The organism is Pseudomonas sp. S3_E10 (assembly GCF_054667615.1).
Genome location: NZ_CP162743.1, coordinates 5,432,273 through 5,450,844 on the forward strand (window position 1 = coordinate 5,432,273; position 18,572 = coordinate 5,450,844).

18 protein-coding genes are annotated in these 18,572 nt (G+C 61.4%); 5 read left to right on the forward strand and 13 right to left on the reverse strand.

Features of this window, described 5'->3' with window-relative positions; genetic code table 11:
* Positions 1-65: 65 nt before the first annotated feature.
* Positions 66-1,304, reverse strand: a complete 1,239-nt coding sequence (locus AB4N98_RS25000; protein WP_017528497.1) for an acyl-CoA dehydrogenase family protein — start codon at positions 1,302-1,304, stop codon at positions 66-68.
* A 269-nt stretch (positions 1,305-1,573) separates the two neighbouring features.
* On the opposite strand from AB4N98_RS25000, the gene sfnG reads away from it, so the two are divergent.
* Together sfnG and AB4N98_RS25010 are read left to right on the forward strand one after the other, a co-directional pair.
* Positions 1,574-2,659: a dimethylsulfone monooxygenase SfnG gene (gene sfnG, locus AB4N98_RS25005; protein WP_017528496.1), complete on the forward strand. Its 1,086-nt coding sequence runs from the start codon at positions 1,574-1,576 to the stop codon at positions 2,657-2,659.
* 285 nt (positions 2,660-2,944) lie between these two features.
* Positions 2,945-3,964 carry a 2-oxoglutarate and iron-dependent oxygenase domain-containing protein gene (locus AB4N98_RS25010; RefSeq protein WP_017528495.1) on the forward strand — a complete coding sequence of 340 codons (1,020 nt, stop codon included), beginning with the start codon at positions 2,945-2,947 and terminating at the stop codon, positions 3,962-3,964.
* A 59-nt stretch (positions 3,965-4,023) separates the two neighbouring features.
* Here AB4N98_RS25010 and map read toward each other — a convergent pair whose 3' ends face one another.
* Entirely contained in the window at positions 4,024-4,776 is a 753-nt protein-coding gene (gene map / locus AB4N98_RS25015) for a type I methionyl aminopeptidase (RefSeq protein ID WP_017528494.1), read from the reverse strand.
* Complete coding sequence (locus AB4N98_RS25020) at positions 4,776-4,976, reverse strand: ParD-like family protein (protein ID WP_003190946.1); 201 nt, start codon at positions 4,974-4,976, stop codon at positions 4,776-4,778. Before AB4N98_RS25020 ends, map begins: the two co-directional genes overlap by 1 nt.
* Before the next feature lie 271 nt (positions 4,977-5,247).
* Here AB4N98_RS25020 and ilvA point away from each other — a divergent pair, with 271 nt between their 5' ends.
* Together ilvA and AB4N98_RS25030 are read left to right on the forward strand one after the other, a co-directional pair.
* Positions 5,248-6,258: a threonine ammonia-lyase, biosynthetic gene (ilvA, locus tag AB4N98_RS25025; protein WP_017528493.1), complete on the forward strand. Its 1,011-nt coding sequence runs from the start codon at positions 5,248-5,250 to the stop codon at positions 6,256-6,258.
* Positions 6,259-6,504: 246 nt separating this feature from the next.
* The gene (locus AB4N98_RS25030) at positions 6,505-6,777 is read left to right on the forward strand and encodes a DUF1652 domain-containing protein (RefSeq protein ID WP_026067307.1); all 273 of its coding nucleotides are present in this window, start codon (positions 6,505-6,507) and stop codon (positions 6,775-6,777) included.
* A gap of 59 nt (positions 6,778-6,836) precedes the next feature.
* On the opposite strand, the gene AB4N98_RS25035 is transcribed toward AB4N98_RS25030, so the two are convergent.
* From AB4N98_RS25035 to AB4N98_RS25080, 10 genes are all read right to left on the reverse strand, one after another.
* A complete protein-coding gene (locus AB4N98_RS25035) occupies positions 6,837-7,094 on the reverse strand; it encodes a DUF2790 domain-containing protein (protein ID WP_017528491.1) in 258 nt (85 codons plus the stop codon).
* A gap of 100 nt (positions 7,095-7,194) precedes the next feature.
* The gene (locus AB4N98_RS25040; protein ID WP_065878928.1) at positions 7,195-8,133 is read right to left on the reverse strand and encodes a carbohydrate kinase family protein; all 939 of its coding nucleotides are present in this window, start codon (positions 8,131-8,133) and stop codon (positions 7,195-7,197) included.
* Positions 8,134-8,145: 12 nt separating this feature from the next.
* Positions 8,146-9,627 (reverse strand): xylulokinase, encoded by a 1,482-nt coding sequence (gene xylB / locus AB4N98_RS25045; RefSeq protein WP_017528489.1) that lies wholly within the window; start codon positions 9,625-9,627, stop codon positions 8,146-8,148.
* A 56-nt stretch (positions 9,628-9,683) separates the two neighbouring features.
* Positions 9,684-11,165: a mannitol dehydrogenase family protein gene (locus AB4N98_RS25050; protein WP_135196800.1), complete on the reverse strand. Its 1,482-nt coding sequence runs from the start codon at positions 11,163-11,165 to the stop codon at positions 9,684-9,686.
* Between the two features lie 18 nt (positions 11,166-11,183).
* Positions 11,184-12,287, reverse strand: a complete 1,104-nt coding sequence (locus AB4N98_RS25055) for an ABC transporter ATP-binding protein (protein ID WP_068936589.1) — start codon at positions 12,285-12,287, stop codon at positions 11,184-11,186.
* A gap of 23 nt (positions 12,288-12,310) precedes the next feature.
* A complete protein-coding gene (locus tag AB4N98_RS25060) occupies positions 12,311-13,141 on the reverse strand; it encodes a carbohydrate ABC transporter permease (protein WP_017528486.1) in 831 nt (276 codons plus the stop codon).
* 10 nt (positions 13,142-13,151) lie between these two features.
* Positions 13,152-14,042: a carbohydrate ABC transporter permease gene (locus tag AB4N98_RS25065; RefSeq protein WP_065878930.1), complete on the reverse strand. Its 891-nt coding sequence runs from the start codon at positions 14,040-14,042 to the stop codon at positions 13,152-13,154.
* Between the two features lie 93 nt (positions 14,043-14,135).
* Positions 14,136-15,419, reverse strand: a complete 1,284-nt coding sequence (locus AB4N98_RS25070) for an ABC transporter substrate-binding protein (protein ID WP_370737729.1) — start codon at positions 15,417-15,419, stop codon at positions 14,136-14,138.
* Between the two features lie 218 nt (positions 15,420-15,637).
* Positions 15,638-16,543: an AraC family transcriptional regulator gene (locus AB4N98_RS25075; protein WP_017528483.1), complete on the reverse strand. Its 906-nt coding sequence runs from the start codon at positions 16,541-16,543 to the stop codon at positions 15,638-15,640.
* A gap of 72 nt (positions 16,544-16,615) precedes the next feature.
* On the reverse strand, positions 16,616-17,905 hold the full coding sequence (locus AB4N98_RS25080; RefSeq protein ID WP_065878932.1) for a glycosyltransferase: 1,290 nt from the start codon (positions 17,903-17,905) through the stop codon (positions 16,616-16,618).
* 159 nt (positions 17,906-18,064) lie between these two features.
* On the opposite strand from AB4N98_RS25080, the gene tpx reads away from it, so the two are divergent.
* Positions 18,065-18,565, forward strand: coding sequence for a thiol peroxidase (gene tpx, locus AB4N98_RS25085; protein WP_065878933.1), 501 nt, complete (start codon positions 18,065-18,067; stop codon positions 18,563-18,565).
* The last annotated feature ends 7 nt before the right edge of the window (positions 18,566-18,572 follow it).

The following is an 18,572-nucleotide window of genomic DNA, read 5'->3' on the forward strand; positions in this document are numbered from 1 at the left end:
CGGTCCAAACCTGAAATCCCAGCCTTGAAATACCGCCAATGTGGGAGGGAGCAAGCCCCACCTGTTCAGTCTTTGCCCGGGCCATTGCCGATCTGCCATACAAACGGCGGCTCGGTCCCATTGATCACCCAATCGCCGACAATGCGCGCCTTGTAGATCACCGGGTTGTGCGACGACACGGTACGCGCGTTGCGCCAATGCCGGTCGAGCGCCTTGCCCTGGCGGACATCCGACGCCCCCAGCGCATTGAACAACTGGCTGGTGGCGCGCTGGATCAAGTCCGACACCACCCCCTGCGCCGTCGCCGATTCAATCTCGGCCGCCACATTGGCTTCGCGCTCTGCGGCATCGTCGCCGCCAAACCGCGCCACGTAGGCCTGTTGGGCCGGTAGCGTCGCCCGCAACGCACTGGCCTCGGCGGCGTACACCAGCGCCGCCACTTCGCCCACCACCTGTTGCACCTGTGCATCCTGGCTTACATGCGGCGCATTGCCGTGGCTGTAGATGCGCTTGCGGCTGCGCACTTGATGGGCCACATCGCGCAACGCCGCGCGGCCGATGCCGGCCAGGCTGGCCAGCAGCACCAACTGGTAAAACGCGGTCTGGTATTTGAAGCGGGTGGCAAAATCGATCACGTTATCCGCCTCTACCACCGCATCGGTAAAGCGCGACGTGCCGCTGCCGGTGGTGCGCTGGCCAAACCCGTCCCAGTCGTCGCTGTGTACCACCCCAGGCTGACGCGCGCGGGTGGCGGCAATCACGTCGGCGCCGGTGTCGCTGCGTTGGGCGTACACGTCGATCCAATCGGCGAAAATGCTGCCGGTGCTGTAGAACTTTTCACCGTTGAGCTTCCACTGATCGCCGTCGGGGCTGACCTGAGTCACCACGTCGCCGATGGCCACGTTGCCGATTTCGGTCCAGGCGCAGCCGACGATGTCGCCCTCGACAAAGCGCTTGAACCACAGGTCACGCCCGGCGCTCGGCGGTGCATTCAGGCGGTCCTCGGCAAAAGCAAAATGCCCGCGCAGGGCCTGGGGCACGTTGGAGTCGGCCTCGGCCAGTTCGATCAGCAACTGGAACAGTTGCGGCAGGGACGCGCCGCCGCCGCCGTATTCCACCGGCACGCGCACCGCGCCGAAACCGGCTTGCTTGAGCCATTGGATCGGCTCATGGGGCAGGGTGCGGCTGAGTTCGCGCTGCACCGCGCCGTCGGCGATGCGCTGGAAGATCGGCCGGAAACGCGCGGCCAGCGTGGGGTAGTCGACGCCGATGGACAGCGGGTTGATGACGTGGTGTTCGGTCATGGGCAAGGCTCCGGGGGCAAGGGTGAATGTACAGGGGGGGTTGCACAGTCCGTGCCGGGTACCAGGGCCAATGTTTACAGGGGGTTCAATGCGCTTGCTGTTGCTGCAGCAACAGCGATTCGACAAACCGGCCCGATCCCTGACATTGACCTTTACCTGCGCCAGGGGCGGTTTTTTCGCCGCAGCGCCCATGGCACGGGCGTTTGCCCATGGCTGGCACGCTTGCTGCTCAAGTGCTGGGTACATCCCTGTACATGAGGTAGCGTTCGATGAGTCAGCAAGCCGTGAAATTTGCCTATTGGGTGCCCAACGTCAGCGGTGGGCTGGTGGTCAGCAAGATCGAGCAACGCACCCACTGGGGCATCGACTACAACCGCAAACTGGCGCAACTGGCCGAAGCCGCCGGCTTTGAATATGGCCTGACCCAGATCCGGTTCACCGCCGGCTACGGTGCCGACAACCAGCATGAGTCGGTGGCGTTCAGTCACGCGCTGCTGGCCGCGACCACCACGCTTAAAGTGATCGCCGCGATCCTGCCGGGCCCCTGGCAACCGGCGCTGGCGGCCAAGCAACTGGCGACCATCGACCAGCTCACCAACGGCCGCATCGCCGTGAATATCGTCAGCGGCTGGTTCAAGGGCGAATTCCAGGCCATCGGCGAACACTGGTTGGAACACGATGAGCGGTATCGCCGCTCCGAAGAATTCATCCGCGCCCTCAAAGGCATCTGGACCCAGGACGATTTCACCTTCAAGGGCGACTTCTACCGCTTCAACAACTACACCCTCAAGCCCAAACCCCTGGGCCGGCCGGAAGTGTTCCAGGGCGGCAGCTCACGGGCCGCGCGGGACATGGCGGCACGCGTTTCGGACTGGTACTTCACCAACGGCAACACGCCGGAGGGCATCAAGGCCCAGGTCGACGATATTCGCGCCAAGGCGGCGGCGAATAACCATTCGGTCAAAGTCGGCGTGAATGCCTTTGTGATCGCCCGCGACACCGAAGAAGAAGCCCGCGCCGTGCTGGCCGAGATCATCGACAAGGCCGACCCGGAAGCGGTCAACGCCTTTGGCGACGCGGCTAAACAGGCCGGCAAGGCTTCACCTGAAGGCGAGGGCAATTGGGCCAAATCGAGCTTTGAAGACCTGGTGCAGTACAACGACGGCTTCAAGACCAACCTGATCGGCACCCCGCAGCAGATCGCCGAACGCATCGTTGCGCTCAAGGCGGTGGGCGTGGACTTGGTGCTGGCGGGGTTCCTGCATTTTCAGGAAGAAGTGGAGTACTTCGGCAAGCGCGTGCTGCCGCTGGTGCGTGAGTTGGAGGCCAAGGCGGGGATCAGGCAAGTGGCCTGATCCATCGGTTGCCGCCCCGCAGCGCCTGGTTCAAATCATCGTGTGGGCAGGGAGGCCTGCCGCTGTCCCCAGTTATCGGGCCATTGACGCGCCCCGAGTAAAGTCGACAGCTGGTTATTTTCAGGCCCGCTGCCGGGGTCTATAAGGACTGTTCCCGCACGGGAACATACACGACGTACATGATCCAGGCCTGCAATGCCGGGCCTGGAGCAGTTCCGTTGATGGAGCAGTTCAGCGTCACATCCGTGAATGCACGTCTCTTTAATGGATTTAAGGAGACACGACATGACTGAGTTAACCACCTTCACCCTGCCTGAAGCCGTAACCGGCAGCCACGCCGATCACCAACTGGGCCGCAAGCTCATTGAGGCATGGCGCACTGACGGTATTTTCCAGGTCGGCACCCATGACGAACAGGACCAGAAGGTCCAGAGGGCCATGGCCGCCAGCAAGGCTTTTTTCAAGCAGCCCAGACAAGACAAGTCGCGCTGGGTCAGCGAACTGACCTATGCCGGGTATGTCGCCTCTGGCGAAGAGGTCACCGCCGGTGAGCAGGATCAATCGGAAATCTTCACCCTCTGCAAAGACCTGCCGCTGGATGATCAACGCGTCAAGGACGGCTGGCCGTGCCACGGTCCTGTGCCGTGGCCCAACGACGAGTACCGCGACAGCATGAAAGCGTTACTGGCGGAACTGGATGTGACCGGCGAGAAGTTGCTCAAGTTGGTGGCGCTGGGCCTGGAATTGGAGATAAACGCGTTAACAGCCCTGAGTCGGGATGGCTGGCATCATATGCGCGTGCTGCGCTTCCCTGCCAGCTCGGCACATACCCACCGTGGGATTGGCGCCCATACCGACTATGGCATGTTGGTCATTGCGACACAGGATGAGGTGGGTGGTTTATACATTCGCCCCCCGGTCGAAGGCGAGCAGCGCAAGCGCAACTGGCTGCCTGGCGAAAGTACCGCGGGGTTATTCGAAAATGACGAACCCTGGACATTCGTCAAACCGGTGCCACGCGTATTCACCGTATTTCCCGGTGATATTTTGCAGTTCATGACCCACGGTTATCTGCTATCGACGCCGCACAAGGTAACGCTCAACACCCGCGAACGCTTCGCCATGGCCTATTTTCACGAGCCCGCTTTCAACGCTTCGGCCCGGCCCTTGTTGGATCCGCTCAACGGTGAGCGCATTCATTACGGCACGCACTTTACCAATATGTTCATGCGCTGTTACCCGGAGCGGGTAACCACCGAGCGTATCAAGCGTCAGGACCGCCTGCGTCACCTCGAAAAAGGCTGACTCCACACGCTTGACGGTGCCCCGACCTGGTGATGCCGGGGCGGGGCGCCGGGCATGCGTCAGCCCCGTTGCAGGGTCAACACCTCAAACCCGTCTGCCGTCACCGCCACGGTATGTTCCCACTGCGCCGACAGGCTGTTGTCCTGGGTCACCACCGTCCAGCCGTCCTTGAGGCTGCGTGTTTTGGCCCCGCCCTGGTTGAGCATGGGCTCTACGGTAAACACCATGCCTTCGCGCAGTACGAGCCCGGTGCCGGGGCGGCCGAAGTGCAGGACCTGCGGCTCTTCATGCATCTGTTTGCCGATGCCATGGCCGCAGTATTCACGCACCACGCTGTAGCCGTTGGCCTGGGCGTGGCTCTGGATCGCGTGGCCGATGTCGCCCAACCGCGCGCCGGGCTTGACCTGGCGGATACCGGCCCACATCGCTTCAAACGTCATCTCGACCAGGCGCCTGGCCTTGGGGGCGACATTGCCGACCATGTACATCTTGCTGGAGTCGGCGATGTAGCCGCCTTTTTCCAGGGTGATGTCGATGTTGATGATGTCGCCGTCCTTGAGGATGTCCTTGGCGCTGGGCATGCCGTGGCACACCACCTCGTTGATCGAAGTGTTGATGCAGAACGGGTAGTCATATTGCCCGAGGCTGGCCGGGCGGGCTTTCAACTCGTTGCGGATAAAGGCTTCGACAGCAGCGTCCAGCTCAAGGGTGGAACGGCCGGCGGCGACAAAACCGTCGAGCATCGTAAAGACCTGGGCCAGCAGGCGCCCGGATTCGCGCATGATTGCCAGTTGTGCGGGCGTCTTGATCATCAACTGCGCCCCCGGATCAAGTCGGGTTTATCGAGCAACAGTTTGTTGATCAGTTCGTTGTAGGGCAGGTGGGGATTGAGTTCGGCGAGCAGGCCGATCTTGATCCAGAACTCGGCCTGGGCGTTGATGGAACGGTCCATCGCGGCGCTGGCCAGGCGCAGTTGTTCGTGTAATTGGTCGGTGATCTTGACGATGCCCATGGGGTTCACTGTGATAATGGAATATACAAAGCGTATATGTTTCGTATGCTCTCCGTAAACCCCGCGCCGCTAAATGGCGGTTTGCCATTGACTTGCCGCGTCGCCGCCGGTTAATTTCGTGACATGACATTTCAAGCCTTCCGCAGCCAGCCGAGCATTATTACCGCCATTCCTTATTTGGCGGGATAGCGCTCGGCTGTACCCAAACCCGCCCTAGAGGCGGGTTTTGTTTTTCCGTCTCCAGGGCTCTGTACACAGCCAGGAGACACCGATGAGCGCCCAACCCCACGACACGGGACTGCTTGAACATTACGTAAAAAAGATCCTCGCCGCCCCGGTCTACGACCTGGCGGTGCGCACGCCGCTGCAAGCGGCACCGGCGTTGTCGGTGTTGCTTGGTAACAAGGTGCTGCTCAAGCGCGAAGACCTGCAACCGACGTTCTCCTTCAAGATCCGTGGCGCCTACAACAAGTTGATGCAACTCACCGCCGAGCAAAAGGCCCGGGGCGTGGTAACGGCGTCGGCGGGTAATCATGCGCAAGGCGTGGCGCTGGCGGCGCGAGAGTTGGGGATTCGCGCGCGCATCGTCATGCCGTGCAGCACGCCGGAACTCAAAGTGCTGGGCGTGCGCTCCCGAGGGGCCGACGCGGTGTTGCATGGCGAGAGCTTTCCGTTTGCCTTGGCCCATGCGCTGCAGTTGGCCGATACATCGGGCTGCACCTTCGTTTCGCCGTTCGACGACCCGGACGTCATCGCCGGCCAAGGCACCGTGGCCATGGAAATCCTGCGCCAGCAGCAAGGTGCGCTGGACGCGATCTTCGTGCCGGTGGGCGGGGGCGGCCTGATCGCCGGGATTGCGGCGTATGTCAAATACCTGCGCCCTGAAGTGCGCATCGTCGGCGTCGAATCCGAAGGCTCCAGTTGCCTGCTGGCTGCGCTGCGCGCCGGGGAGCGCGTGGTGTTGCCCGGTGTCGACGGTTTTGCCGATGGCACGGCGGTCGCGCAGATCGGCGCCCATGGCTTTGAGATCTGCCGGCACTGGGTGGATGAGGTCATCACCGTGAGCAACGACGAACTGTGCAGCGCCATCAAGCTGATCTACGACGATACCCGCTCCATCACCGAACCTTCCGGTGCACTGGCGGTGGCGGGCATCCGCAAATATGTGGCTGAACGCGGCGTGCGCGAACAGACCCTGGTGGCGGTTAATTCCGGGGCGAATATCAACTTCGATAGTTTGCGACATGTTGCTGAAAGAGTGGCGGCCCGCGCAGCTGTTTAACCGCAAGCGCTGGATTAAACGTTTAATCGCCGCCGTTCGCCGATGTTTTAAACGGCGCTGTTAAGTTCAAATTTAGTGTCTATAAAACACTGGGTTGCTTATGAGGAAAAGTTACAACACAAGGCGGTTTTGCCGAGTACGCTTGGGTGTTGAAGGTGTCTTCCAAGGTCGGTAAGACGGCGCAGGCACGCGCCTGTCAGGCACATGAAAATCTGTTGGCAGTCTCAAAAAAAGGAGAGGTTGACCATGCTTTCGGAACTGGAACTACGCAGCATTATTGAAGGAAGTTTCCTGCCCAAACGGTGCGAATGCACCAAAGCCGAAGATGCTTCGCTGACGATCAAAGTTTATGACGACCGCGACCGTGACCGGGTGGATTTGGAAGTCAAGGGTATCAACGCGGACAAACTCGACAGCAGTCGAGCCATTTGCAACCTGATTACCGGGTTGCGTGAAGACCTTAAACAAACGCACACGCCAGTCCTGCAACGAGCAGGAGGGCGCGCTTACTACTCGTGAGTTGACCGTGCGACCCGATGGGCCTGGCATATGCCGGGCCCAGTGTTTTGCACGAGCTCTCAATTCTGCAAGCTGCACGCCTCGGACAGTTTTCGATAACCCACATCTTCGATTTTCCCGGCCTTGTCCACGAACTTGATATCGGCATCGATGACCTTGCATTCGTCTGTCGGCGTTTCGTTCATGGCAATTACATGCTTGATATTCATCGGCATGCCGTACTGGTACGGCACCGGTTTCTGATCGTCGGCCTGGGCCAGGCCGCAGGTTGCCGCCAGCGCCAGGGCGCCGGCGAGCATCAAAGTGCGCAATTTCATGGCAGTGCTCCGCAAGTGGGTTCGACTTCACTGTCGACTTGCGCGATTAACCATCGATTAATGATGGCGAGCCTGACAAAACCTTCATCAAACGCGGCGTTCAGCCCAACTGTCGGCGGTACGGCAAGTCCGGCCCGGTCTTGGTGCAGGTCAAGGCCGCGGCACGGATGGCGAAGCCCAGCATGGCGTCGATCTGCGCGCGCGTGAGCTGTTGCAGACCCTCTACCGAATCCAACCGTTGCTCGGTCAGCCAGGCAATCAACGCGGCCTGGAAGGTATCCCCGGCGCCCACCGTATCCGCCATCTGCACCTTGACCGCCGGTGCGGACCAGTTGCCATGCTGGCGGCTGAACACGCTGGCGCCATCGCCGCCACGGGTCAGGAACACCAATTGGCAACGGTGCTGCAGCCAGCCTTGCAGCACGCTTTCCGGCGCCTGGCCGGGGTAGAGCAGGTGCAAGTCTTCGTCGCTGACTTTGATCAGGTCGGCATGCTGGACCAGTTCCGCGACGCGGTCGCGCCACCGCTGGATGTCCGGTTGCGGGTTGAGCCGCACATTGGGGTCGAGGCTGATCAGGCGCTTGCCGCTTTCACGCTTGACCAGGTTGAGCAGCGTATCGCCGATCGGCTGCACCACCAGCGAGAACGAGCCGATATGCACACCGCGAACGTCATCGCCCAGCGTGGGCAGATGCGCCACTTGCAGTTGCCGGTCGGCGCAGCCTTCGCCGCGAAAGCTGTATTGCGGCGAACCATTGGCGCCCACGGCGACCATCGCCAGGGTGGTCGGCGCGACGAACTCCACCAGGAACTGCTCGCTCACCCCTTCGTCCTTGAGCACCTGCAACAGCCGACGCCCCAGGTAATCGTTGGAGATACCGGCGAAAAATCCGGCCTCGATGCCCAGGCGGCGCAGGCCCACCGCCACGTTGAACGGCGAGCCGCCGGCAATCGCCTTGTAATTGAGCTTGGATGCCAGCCCGCTGGCGTCCTCCTCGCTGAAGAAATCAAACAGCGCTTCACCACACACCAGATACATAGTCGTTCGCTCTTAAAGGGTTGCCACTAGCTGTTGATAACGTTCGTAAGCCTGTTGATAGGCGCTGACATTGGCCGCCACCGGCAGGGTGCGGCTGGTGGGGTCCACGCTCACGCATTTGTCGCACAGGCTGCTCAGGGGCTCGCCGGACTGGCTCCACGCCGCCTGGATCGCCGCGCCCAGGGCGGCGGCTTCGCTTTGTTCGGTGCAGATCACTTCGGTGTTCATGATATCGGCGACCATCTGCCGCCATACCGGGCTTTTCGAGCCGCCGCCGATCAGGCGGATGCGCAGGCTTTGCAGGCCGGTCTGGCGCAGCAGGTCGAGGCCGTAGCGCAGGCCGAACGTGGTGCCTTCGACCACGGCGCGGCACAGGTTGGCGCGGGTCAGGTTGGTCATGGTCAGGCCATGCAGGCTGCCGGTGGCGTGGGGCAGGGCGGGTACGCGCTCGCCGTTGAGAAACGGCAGCATGCTGACGCCGTCTGCGCCAATCGGCGCTTGCTCGACCAAAGCGTTGAAGGTGTTCAGGTCGAGTTCGAACAACTCGCGGATAACGCTGGTGGCATTGGTCAGGTTCATGGTGCAGATCAACGGCAACCAACCGCCGCTGGAGGAGCAGAACGTCGCCACCGACGCCTGGGGGCTCACGTTGGGTTGGTCGGCGAACGCGTAGACCGTGCCGGACGACCCCAGGCTCATGGTGATCACGCCCGGCGCGATATTGCCGGTGCCGATGGCGCCCATCATGTTGTCGCCGCCGCCGCTGGCGACCCTGGCGTTGGGGTTGATGCCCAGGCGTTCGGCGATGGCCGGTAGGATGGTACCCACGGCCTGATCGGCTTCGATCAGCTCGGGTAACGCCGCCTCCAGGCGACCGCTCGGGTCGATGTGCCGGAGCAACGCCACATCCCATTCACGGCTGCGCACATTGAAATAGCCGGTGCCCGACGCATCGCCGTATTCGGCGACAGCGCGGCCGGTCAGCCAATAGTTGAGGTAGTCGTGGGGCAGCAGCACATGGGCGATGCGCGCGAAGAGGTCCGGGTGCTGTTCGCGGGTCCACAGCAGTTTGGACACGGTGTAGCCCGGCGCGATGGCCACGCCGAGGCGCTCCAGGGAACCGCTTTCGCCGCCCAGGTGTTGCAGCAGCCGCTCGTTCTCGGGCGTGGTTTCGGTGTCGCACCACAGTTTGGCCGGGCGCAGCACCTGGCCCTGCTCATCAAGCAGAACCAGCCCGTGCTGCTGGCCGGAAACGCCGATGCCGAGAATATCCTGGCCATCCACGCCGGCCTGTTGCAGGGCGCGATGGGTGGCCTCGGTGAACGCGTCCAGCCACTCATGGGCATGCTGTTCACGCCGCCCATTGGCGCCGCTGATCAATGTATGCGCGGCGGCGCCCAGGCCAAGGACCTTGCCGCTGGAAGCATCGAGGACGATGGCCTTGGTGCCCTGGGTGCCGCAGTCGATGCCGAGGAACAGGTTTTGCTGGGTCATGATGATTTGCTCAGCAGAATTATTTTTAGGATTGGCAACCCGCCCCTCCCACATTTCTAAACCGGTTTCTTCAGGAGGTTTTGCAGGGTCGCTGTGACCCCGCTATCACGCAAGCTCACAAAACACCGCTCGAAAGCTGCCACAAACGCAGGCGAGTTGGGAATAGCCGTGCCGAAAATCTCTTCCACGCCCAACAGGCGTTTGCTGATCAACGCATCATCGCTCACCAGCCCCTGGCAGAACTCGGCACGCGGGTCGGGAATCGTGTAGGTCACGCCATTCTCATCCACACCCTTGAGGTACAACGCCCAGGCAGCCACCACCAACGCCGCGCGCTCAGTCTCACGCCCATCCGCAATCAAGCGGTTAATGGTCGGTACGGTGAATTTGGGAAACTTCGACGAGCCATCCGAACACACGCGCTCCAACTGGTCGGCAATCGCCTGGTTGGAGAAGCGCTCCACCAGCGTCTGCTTGTACGTCGTCAGGTCGATGCCGGGTACCGGCGCCAGGTTCGGCGTGACGTCCAGGTCCATGTAGGCACGCATATAGGCGACGAAGACCGGATCGTTCATGGTCTCGTGCACAAACCGGTAACCCTTGAGAAACCCCAGGTAGGTCAGCGCCAGATGGCTGCCGTTGAGCAACCCGATTTTCATCTCTTCGTAGGGCGTCACGTCGTCGGTGAATTGCACGCCGACCTTTTCCCAGGCCGGGCGGCCGTTGACGAATTTGTCTTCCAGCACCCACTGCACGAAGGGCTCGCACACCACCGGCCAGGCATCATCGATGCCGTGCTGGTCGTGCAGTTGCAGGCGGTGCGCGGTGCTGGTCATTGGCGTGATGCGGTCGACCATGGCATTCGGGAAACTCACGTTGGCCTTGATCCAATCGTGCAGCCCAGCGTCGTGCAGGGCGGCGAACGCCAGCAGGGCCTTGCGCGTGACGGCGCCATTGTGCGGCAGGTTATCGCAGGACATCACGGTGAACGCCGGAGTGCCGGCGGCGCGGCGCCTGGTGAGGGCGGCGCAGATAAACCCGAACACGGTTTTCGGCGCGCCGGGGTGCGCCAGGTCGTGCTGGATCTGCGGCAGGTGGGCCATGAACTCGCCGTTACTGTCGTCGATGCAGTAGCCGCCTTCGGTGATGGTCAGCGAGACGATGCGAATCGCCGGGTCAGCCAGTTTATCGATCAGCGCCTGGGCGCCGTCCTCGGCCAGCAGCATGTCGCTGATCGCGCCGATCACACGCACTTCGGTGTCATCGGTGTCTCCCAGTTCATACAGGGTGAACAGGTAGTCCTGGCCGGCCAGGTCGTCGCGGGCCTTGCGGTCCTCGGCGCGCAGGCCGACGCCGCAGATGCTCCAATCCAGGCCTTCGCCGGTGTTCATCAAGGCATCGGTGTAATACGCCTGGTGCGCGCGGTGGAAACCACCGACGCCGATATGGGCGATGCCCTGGGAGGTGCTGGCAAGGGTGTAGGCCGGGATTTTTACCAGCGGCGCCAGTTGGGTCAGGTTCTGTGCAGTGAGCTTCATAACGTAGTACTCGCGAAATCAGGCGGCAGCGCGCAGTGGGCGGGCTACGGCCACGCCGTCGGTGTCGAACAGATGGCAGTGCGCCGGGTCCAGGTGCAGATGCAGCGTTTCGCCGTATTGGCTGGCCATGTCGCCACGGATACGCAGGGTCAACGGCTCGCCGTTGCGGGTGGTGACGTGGCAGAAGGTGTCGCTGCCCAGGCGTTCGCCGACGTCGGCGGTCACGGTCAGGGTGGTCTGGCCGGGCGTGGCGATTTCCAGGTGTTCCGGGCGAATGCCCAGGGTCACGGCGCTGCCCGCGCTCAAGGTCGGGCCACTGAGCGGCAGGTTGATCAAGGTACCGGCGTCCAGTTGCACGTCGCAGCTCTGTGACTCGACCCGTGTGACCTTGCCCTTGAGGAAACCCATTTTTGGCGTGCCGAGGAAGCCCGCGACAAACAGGTTGGCCGGCTGATGGTACAGCTCCAGTGGTGAGCCGACCTGTTCGATGCGGCCGCTGTTGAGCACCACGACTTTGTCGGCCAGGGTCATGGCTTCGACCTGGTCATGGGTGACGTAGATCATGGTCGCCTGCAGTTCCTTGTGCAGGCGCGCCAGTTCCAGGCGCATCTGCACGCGCAGGGCGGCGTCGAGGTTGGACAGTGGTTCGTCGAACAGGAAGATCTTCGGGTTGCGCACAATCGCCCGGCCGATCGCCACGCGCTGGCGCTGGCCGCCGGAGAGTTGCTTGGGCTTGCGCTCCAGCAACGGGCCCAGCTCCAGGATGCGCGCGGCTTCGCTGACTTTGCTGTCCACCAGCTTTTTATCGACCCCGGCCAGGTCCAGGGCAAACGACATGTTCTTGCGCACGCTCATGTGCGGGTACAGCGCGTAGGTCTGGAACACCATCGCCAGGTCGCGCTTGGCTGGGGTGACTTCGGTGATGTCGCGGCCATCGAGTTCGATCGTGCCGTCGCTGACTTCCTCCAGGCCGGCGATCAGGCGCAGCAGGGTGGATTTGCCGCAGCCCGACGGGCCGACAAACACCACGAACTCTTTGTCGTTCACCTCCAGGTCGATGCCCTTGATGATCGAGAAACCTTCGAAGCCTTTTTGCAGATTCTTGATTTTCAGGTTGGCCATGATGGGCCCTCCGCTAGGAATTTTTATTTAACGGCGCCGAAGGACAACCCGCGCACCAACTGTTTCTGGCTGATCCAGCCAAAGATCAGGATCGGCGCGCAGGCCAGGGTCGAGACGGCGGACAATTTGGCCCAGAACAAGCCTTCGGGGCTGGAGTAAGAGGCGATCAGCGCGGTGAGCGGCGCGGCGGCGGACGAGGTCAGGTTCAACGACCAGAACGCCTCGTTCCAGCACAGGATCAGCGACAGCAACACCGTGGAGGCCAGGCCGCCCTTGGCGATCGGCAGCAGCACGCGGACCATTTCCTGCCACAGGGTGGCGCCGTCCAGGCGCGCGGCTTCGAGGATGTCCTTGGGGATGTCCTTGAAGTAGGTGTAAACCATCCAGACCACGATCGGCAGGTTGATCAGCGTGTAGATGATGATCAGCGCAATGCGCGTATCCAGCAGGCCAAAGCTCTTGGCCAGCAGGTAGATCGGCATCAGCACGCCCACCGGCGGCAGCATCTTGGTGGACAGCATCCACAGCAGCGTGCCCTTGGTGCGCTGGGTTTCGTAGAACGCCATGGAGTAGGCGGCCGGCACCGAGATCAGCAGGCACAGCGCGGTGGCGCTGAACGAAATCAGCACCGAGTTCCACGCATAGGCAAAGTAGTTGCTGCGTTCGTTGATGTGCAGGTAGTTCTCCAGCGTCGGCGTGAAGATGAACTGCGGCGGCGTGGCGAACGCATCGATTTCGGTCTTGAAGCTGGTCAGCACCATCCAGAAGATCGGGAAGAAGATCAGGATCGCGATGGCCCAGGCCAGTGTGCCGAGCAACAGGCTCTGCAGGCGGCGGGATTGTTGAAGCGTCATGGCGCGGCCCTCAAGGCTTGTCAGTCAGGTTTTTGCCGATCATCCGCACCAGGATGATCGCCGCGATATTGGCGATGACCACGGCAATCAAGCCGCCGGCCGAGGCCATGCCCACGTCGAACTGCACCAGTGCCTGGTTGTAGATCAGGTAGGCGAGGTTGGTCGAGGCGTAGCCGGGGCCACCGTTGGTGGTGGTGAAGATTTCGGCGAACACCGAGAGCAAAAAGATCGTTTCGATCATCACCACCACGGCAATCGGGCGGGCCAGGTGGGGCAGGGTCAGGTGCCAGAAAATCGCGATGGCGCCGGCACCGTCCAGGCGCGCGGCTTCCTTTTGTTCCTGGTCCAGGGACTGCATGGCGGTCATCAGCAACAGGATCGCGAAGGGCAGCCACTGCCATGACACGATGATGATGATCGACAGCAACGGGTAGTGCGCCAGCCAGTCCACCGGCTCGGCGCCGAACAGCTTCCACACGGCGGCGAGAATCCCCGACACCGGGTGGAAGATCAGGTTCTTCCAGATCAGCGCGCCCACGGTGGGCATGATGAAGAACGGTGAAATCAACAACACCCGCACGATGCCGCGACCCAAAAACTCACTGGCCTCCAGCAGGGCACTGATCAACACGCCGAACACCACGCTGATCAGCAGCACGCTGCCCACCAGCAACAGGGTATTGGTGGCGCCGGGCAGGAAGCCCGAGTCGGTGATGAAATAGGTGAAGTTCTCCAGCCCCACGAATTGGTTTTCGCCGGGGTAGAGCAGGTTGTAGCGGATAAGCGAAAAGTACAGGGTCATGCCCAGCGGCACGATCATCCAGACCAGCAGCATGGCGACCGAGGGCGTGACAAGGAACCAGCCGGGGTTGGCCAGGCGGTTTTTGCGGGGCTTATTCATGATAATCAAGGCCAGTGCGGAGCAAGGATCGGAGTGGGGTCAATGTGGGAGGGGGCAAGCCCCCTCCCACATTGAACTGCGGTGAGGCCCCGGTTATTTGGGGTAACCGGCCCGCTTCATTTCCCGCTCGGTGGTGGTCTGCGCCGCCGTCAATGCCGCATCGACCGTCTGCTGGCCGGTTAGCGCACCGGAGAAGAACTTGCCGACCTGGGTGCCGATCGCCTGGAATTCAGGAATGGTCACCAGCTGGATACCGATATACGGCACTGGCTCAAGCGTCGGTTTGGTCGGGTCGGCGACTTTCAGCGATTCCAGGGTCACCTTGGCGAACGGCGCGGCTTTCATGTAGTCGTCGCTGTAGGTCGAGGTGCGGGTGCCCGGCGGTACGTTGGCGATGCCGTCGGTCTTGGCGACCAGGGCGCCGTATTCCTTGGAAGTCGCCCAGGTGGTGAACACCTTGGCGGCGTCCTTGGCCTTGGAGCTGGTCGGGATCGCCAGGCTCCAGGAGTACAGCCATGAGGTGCCCTTGTCGGTTTTCTCGTGCGGTGCAAACGTAAAGCCGACGTGGTCCGCTACCTTGCTTTGGGTCTTGTCGGTGACGAAGGAGCCCGCCACGCTGGCATCCACCCAGATCGCGCATTTGCCGCTGTTGAACAGCGCCAGGTTTTCGTTGAAACCGTTGCTGGAAGCACCCGGCGGGCCGGATTTTTTCATGTTGTCGACGTAGAAGTTCAGCGCATCCTTCCACTCAGGGCCGTTGAATTGCGGCTGCCATTTCTCATCGAACCAGCGCGCTCCGTAGCCGTTGGCCAGGGTAGTGATCAGCGCCATGTTCTCGCCCCAACCGGCTTTGCCACGCAGGCACAGGCCGTATTGCTCTTTGGACTTGTCGGTGAGTTTGCCGGCGAATTCGCCGATCTGGCTCCAGGTCGGGTGCTCGGGCATGCTCAGCCCGGCGTTTTTGAACAGGTCGGTGCGGTAGTAAGTGATCGAGCTTTCGGCGTAGAACGGGAGGGCATACAGCGAACCCTTGACCGACAAACCATCACGTACCGAAGGGAACACATCATCGAGGTCGTAGGACGCCGGCAGGTCCTTCATTGGCTCCAGCCAGCCCTTGGCACCCCAGAGTGCGGCTTCGTACATGCCGATGGTCAACACATCGAACTGCCCGCCCTGGGTGGCGATGTCGGTGGTCAGGCGCTGGCGCAGCACGTTTTCTTCGAGCACCACCCAATTCAACTTGATCTCCGGGTGCTCGGCCTCGAAGGTTTTCGAGAGCTTTTGCATGCGGATCATGTCGCTGTTGTTGACGGTGGCAATGGTCAGTGTTTGCGCGCCAAAGCTGACGGCGCTGAGGGTCATGCAGGTAGTCATGCAGGTGGAGACAAGCAGTGCTTTTGCTGTGAACTTCATCGCGCACTCCATTTCCGCGCCCAGGGGGCTACAGAAGGACAGTTATTGTTGTTGTGTCTTCCTACAGAGAGTCAGGAAGAGTGTGCGTTGATTACAGCCTTCTACAGACCGGGTGACAAATCCTTGGGAACACTTGGACTGATACTTTTTTGCACTCGGTCACTGGGGCGCTGGAAGCGTTAAGCCAGGTTCTGCTCAGTGAGCCGCTGTACCGCCAGGCGTCGGTAGTGCGAAGGCGTCATGCCTTTGAGCTGCTGGAAGCGTCGGTTGAAGTTGGAGATGTTATTGAAGCCCGACTCAAAGCACACGTCCGTCACGGCCTTATCGCCATCGGCGAGCAACTCGCAGGACTTGCTGATGCGCAGCCGATTGACGAACTCGATAAACGTGCGCCCGGTGGCCTGTTTGAACACCCGCGAAAAGTACGTCGGCTTCATGCCCAGGTGCTCGGCCACTTCTTCCAGCGAAAGCTCCCGCGCATAGTGGGCAAAAATGTAATCGACCGCGCGGTTGGTGCGGTCGATGCTGTGTTCATCGGCCAGTTGCGGCGTCGTCACGCCGGACAACAGTTGGTAATCCTCGCAGGCACTGAGCACCTCCAGCAGGATAAAAAAGTGCCCCAGGCGCGCCATGCCTTGGGCGTCCTCGATGCGTTGCATCAAGGTCATGGCCTGGGCGATGGTTTTTTTACAGCGAAATTCGATGCCGTATGGCGCGCGTTCAAGCAACGGCGCCAGGCTTTTGAGTTCGGTGAAGATCTGGCTGCCACCTTCGAGCAGTTCCTCGGTGAAGTTCACCAACATGTCGCGCTTGGGCACCACTTCGTCCTCCTCCACCTGGCTGATCCAGTTATGGGGCAGGTTGGGGCCGGTGAGAAACAGGCTTTCGGGGTAGAAGTTGCCGATGTAGTCGCCGATGAACACCTTGCCGGAACTGGCGACGATCAGGTGCAGTTCGTATTCCTTGTGGAAATGCCAGCGCACCAGGGGGCAGGGGAAGCCGTGCTGGCGATAGATGATGGACAGACCGTTGTGATCGTCCATCAGCTCGTAGGAAGGGTCGGTGATTCGCGTTGCTCGGGTCATGCTGCCGTCGCTTTATTGTTGGTTGCGCCCCGAATAATGCCCCCTTGCGGGCGGCCCTGCCAGCCTCGGTGTTCAGAGGGTGCGGTTTTTGGCTTCGATCCACTGTGACATGTACTGGGTACTTTTATGGGCATGGTGGCGCAGCATGCTGCCGGTGAAGTTGGTACGTCGATGGGCGGCAAGGTTGCGCCAGCAGTGCTCCAGGCACGCCAGCAGGGCCGGGCCGTGGGCCGACTGGTCGTAGCGTCGGGCAAGCAAGTGGCGCCCGTGTTCCTGGGCCTGGTTCCAGCGTTCGCGATCCTGGTACAAGGCCACCGCAGCCGCCGCCAGGGCAGGGGCACTCTGTTCGATTGCGCCCGGCCATGGCTGTGCATCGCCCATGGCTTCGGCGCCAATCGGTGTGGTGATGTTGGGCGTGCCACACAGCATCGCGTCCGCCAGCTTGCCCTTGATGCCGGCACCAAAGCGCAGGGGTGCGAGGCAGATACGGGCGGCCGTCATCACCTGCAGCGCGTCTTCGGCCCAATTCATCACGTGAAAACCCTGGGCCGGGTTGTGTAGGGCGGTGGCTTTGGGTGGGGTGTAGGCGCCATAGACATGCAACTGCGCGCCCGGCAGTTGCTGGCGAATCAGCGGCCACAGGCTGCTTTTCATCCATAGCACCGCATCCCAGTTGGGCGCATGGCGGAAATTACCGATACTGAGAAAGTGCGCGCGGTCTTCATAAGGCGCGAACGCCGTGGTCGGCGGCACCATCATCAAAGGGCACCAGTGGAGCAGGGCGGCCGGCACCTTGAACTGCTCAGTGAGCAGGCGGATTTCCACGTCGGAGATCATCAGGCTGATGTCGCAGCGGTAAATCGCGGCGATTTCGCGCTTGGCCAGGTCGGTCTCGGCCATCAACTGGAACTCTTGCTCCAGGGCGGGCGCGAACAGCGTGCCGAAGTCGTCGCTGCCCGGGTGTGCCTTGACGTGGTCCTTGAGGCGTTGATGGCGTGCGTCGCGCAGGCTTTGCAGGTCGCTGGTTTCCAGCACGCGCAGGGCATCGGGGCAGTGCTTTTCCACGCGCCAGCCGAATTGCTCTTCCATCATGAAACGGTCGAACAACACAATATCCGGGGCGAGTTCACGGATAAAATCGTCGAAACTGCTGTTATTGAGTTCGATGGCGCATTCGGCGATACCCAGGCTGAGCAGGTCAGCCTTGTGCTCGCCGAGTGCGGCGGGGCTGCTGAAGGTAATGTCCCAGCCTTGCGTGAGAAAGGTCTCAAGGATTTGTATCATATGCCCGCCCGCCGCCGAGGAACGGGGTTCCGGCCAGACGTAACCAATGACCAGGACTTTGGTGGCGCGCGGCTTCATCAACAATGGCTTCCTTTAAGGAGAGGCGAAAAGCGCGCAATTAAACCACAACCGGCCGGCATGACAATTTGCGTCCGGCGGTAGGTAGCTCCCTTGGTTTGTGGTTAACTTCCGCCTCTCGAATTCGTTTAACCAAAACCCAGCATAAGGATTCCGTTCATGGCTCAAGTCACTCTTAAAGGCAACCCTGTCCAGGTTGAAGGCCAATTGCCGAAAGTCGGCGACAAAGCTGCAGACTTCACCCTGACCGCCGGCGATCTGTCCAACGCCACCCTGGCCACTTTCGCCGGCAAGCGCAAAGTGCTGAACATCTTCCCAAGCGTCGACACCCCAACCTGCGCGACTTCGGTGCGCAAGTTCAACGCCCAGGCCAACGATGTGGAAAACACCGTGGTGCTGTGCATCTCCACCGACCTGCCATTCGCTCAGGCGCGTTTCTGCGGCTCCGAAGGCCTGGAAAACGTGAAGAACCTGTCGGACTTCCGTGATTCGGATTTCGCCGTTGATTACGGTGTGGCGATCGCCGACGGCGCGCTCAAAGGCCTGACTGCTCGTGCCGTTGTAGTGCTGGACGAAAACGACAACGTGCTGCACAGCGAGTTGGTCAAGGAAATCGCCGAAGAGCCGAACTACGCAGCGGCCCTGGCTGTTCTGAAGTAACTGTTTC